Genomic DNA, 3,086 nt, shown 5'->3' with positions numbered 1-3,086 from the left:
CGCCGTGCCGGGGCGCGGCGCATGAAGCAGCTCGCGCTCGACATCGGCCTGGCCACCGGGCCCACGCTGTCCCGGTTCTTCGCCGGCACCAACGAGGCGGCCCTGCAGCACCTGCGGCTGGCCGTGGGCGACGGCGCCGTCGAGGTGCTGCGCTCGCCGGTGCCCACCTACCTCTGGGGCGAGTCGGGCAGCGGCAAGACCCACCTGCTGGAGGCCGTGCGCGAGGCCCTGCGCGAGCAGGGCGCCTCGGTCGGTTGGCTCGATGCCTCGGTGGCCGAGCCGACGGCGTTCGACGACCGCTGGTCCGCCGTGCTGCTGGACGAGGTGCACCTGTACAACACGGCCCAGCAGGCCGCCGCCTTCAACTGGTTCGTCAATGCCATCAGCCCCGCCGTGGGCGAACCCCGCTGGGTCCTGGCCGCCGGCCAGACGCCGCCGGCCGACCTGCCGCTGCGCGACGACCTGCGCAGCCGCCTGGGCTGGGGCCACATCTTCCAGCTGCACGTGCTGGGCGAGGCCGAGCGCCGCGCCGTGCTGCGCCAGGAGGCCGACGCGCGCGGCATCTTCCTGGGCGACGATGTGATGGACTACATGCTCAAGCGCTTCTCGCGCGATCTGGGCAGCCTGATGCAGCTGCTGGACCAGTTGGACAGCTTCGCCCTGCGCACCCAGCGCGCCATCACCATTCCCCTGCTGCGGGCCATGCTGGAGTCCGAATAGCGGCGCACGCCGCCGGCTTTCCTCCCCTTCGCCCGCCCCTTTTTCCATACACCACACCGCATGAACCCTGAACCCCCGGCGCAACGCCCTCGGCTGGCCCTGTTCGACCTCGACCATACGCTGCTGCCGCTCGACTCCGACTACGAGTGGGGCGAGTTCACCATCCGCATCGGCTGGAACGACCCGGTCGAGTTCGGCCGCCGCAACGACGAGTTCTACGCCCATTACCAGGCCGGCACGCTGAACGTGCACGACTACGTGCGCTTTGCCATCGAGGCCGTGCGCCAGCGCGGGCCCGAGGCCGCCGCGGCGGCGCATGCGCAGTTCATGCGCGAAGTGATCGGGCCCGCCATCCATCCGCAGGCGCTGGAGTTGGTGCGCCAGCACCAGGCGGCGGGTGACCAGGTGGTCATCATCACGGCCACCAACGAGTTCGTGACCGGCCCCATCGCCCAGGCGCTGGGTGTGGACGAGCTGCTCTCCATGGGCCTTGCGCGCGACGCGCAGGGCTGGTACACCGGCGCCATCGAGGGCACGCCGACCATGCGCGAAGGCAAGGTGCGGCGCATGGAAGAATGGCTGGCGGCGCGCGGCCTGGCCTGGAGCGGCGTGGAGAGCACGTTCTACAGCGACTCCATGAACGACGTGCCGCTGCTCGAAACCGTCGATCACCCGGTGGCCACCAACCCCGACCCCCGCCTGCGGGCGCTCGCGCAGCAGCGTGGCTGGCGCATATTGGATCTCTTTCCCACCCAACCATGATCAAGAAGTTCATCGACAAACTGCTGGGCAAGGGCGCCCCCGGCGCCGGCCGCGGAAAGAACCGCTTCGGCAAGCGCGAGGAAGTGCCCGCCTCGGTGCACGGCATCAACCCCGAACTGGTGGACCGCCGCGCGGCCGACGTGGTGCGCACGCTCAAGGCGGCGGGCTATGAGGCCTACATCGTGGGCGGCGCCGTGCGCGACCTGCTGCTGGGCCTGCGGCCCAAGGACTTCGACGTAGCCACCAACGCCACGCCCGAGCAGGTCAAGGGCCTGTTCCGCCGCGCCTTCATCATCGGCAAGCGCTTTCGCATCGTGCATGTGGTGCACGGCCGCGGCCGTGAGCACGAGGTCATCGAGGTCTCCACCTTCCGCGCCTACCTGGACAACACCGCCATCGAGCAGCAGGTGAGCGGCAACGAAAAGACCAGCAAGCAGCAGCTGGTGGGCATGCAGCACGCCGTGGACGCCAGCGGCCGCGTGCTGCGCGACAACGTCTGGGGCCCGCAGGACGAAGACGCCACGCGGCGCGACTTCACCGTCAACGCGATGTACTACGACCCCGAAACGCAGGTCGTGGTGGACTACCACAAGGGCATCCAGGACGCGAAGAAAAAGCTGCTGCGCATGATCGGCGACCCGGCCACGCGCTACCGCGAAGACCCGGTGCGCATCATCCGGGCCGTGCGTTTCGCGGCCAAGCTCGCGGGCCTGGGTTTCACCATCGAGCCCAAGACGGCCGGCCCGCTGATCGAGTCGCAGGCGCTGCTGGCCGACGTGCCGCAAAGCCGCATGTTCGACGAAATGCTCAAGCTGCTGCAGACGGGCCACGCGCTGGCCACGATCGCGCAGCTCAAGAAGCTGGGCATGGCGACCGGCATCTATCCGCTGCTGGACGTGGTGGTCGAGCGCGCTGATTCCTCCTTCGTGAGCGCCGCCCTGGCCGACACCGACCGCCGCGTGGGCGAGGGCAAGCCCGTGGCGCCGAGCTTCCTGCTGGCCTGCGTGCTGTGGCAGGACGTGAAGACCGGCTGGGACCGGCGCATCGCGCAGCGCGAGCAGCCGTTTCCCGCGCTGCAGGACGCCATCGACGACGTGTTCGAGCGGCGCATCGGCGACGTGTCGGGCCGCGGCAAGCTGGCCGCCGACATGCGCGAGATCTGGGTCATGCAGCCGCGCTTCGACAAGCGCGTGGGCTCCACGCCCTACAGCATGGTGGCCCAGGCGCGCTTTCGTGCCGGCTTCGACTTCATGCGCCTGCGCGCCGATGTGGGCGAGGTCGAGGAGGCGCTGGCCGAATGGTGGCAGGAGTTCCAGCACGCCGACGACATGCGCCGCGACGACATGATCGACCAGGCCCGCGAAGAGCAGAAGTCCCGCCAGCGCAAGGCCCAGCCCGTCGTGCGCCGCGTGCCCCGGCCTGCGGCGGATGCGGACGGCGCTGCAGCCTCCCCTGGCGAGGCCCGCCCGGCCCGCCTGCCCCCTCCCGGGGCCGATCAGGAAGGGCAGGACGGCCAGGACCATGAACACGATGGTGGCGAAGACCCGGCCGGCGACGGCCAGGCCGCCCCCAAGAAGCGCCGCCGGCGCCGCCGCAAGCCTTCG

3 protein-coding genes are annotated in these 3,086 nt (G+C 70.4%); all 3 read left to right on the top strand.

Going from position 1 to position 3,086, the window contains the following annotated elements:
* The first annotated feature begins 21 nt into the window (after positions 1-21).
* Positions 22-720 (top strand): DnaA regulatory inactivator Hda, encoded by a 699-nt coding sequence (gene hda / locus AC27IQ_RS21370; protein ID WP_487090703.1) that lies wholly within the window; start codon positions 22-24, stop codon positions 718-720.
* 60 nt (positions 721-780) lie between these two features.
* A complete protein-coding gene (locus tag AC27IQ_RS21365; protein WP_272564467.1) occupies positions 781-1,482 on the top strand; it encodes a histidinol-phosphatase in 702 nt (233 codons plus the stop codon).
* The coding region (gene pcnB / locus AC27IQ_RS21360) for a polynucleotide adenylyltransferase PcnB (protein WP_487090702.1) at positions 1,479-3,086 on the top strand (1,608 nt) is incomplete at its 3' end. The genes AC27IQ_RS21365 and pcnB, both read left to right, overlap by 4 nt.

The organism is Acidovorax sp. KPB24-07 (genome assembly GCF_057543315.1).
The sequence above is the reverse complement of the archived record's forward strand: the minus strand, read 5'-3'. Positions and strand labels throughout refer to the sequence as shown.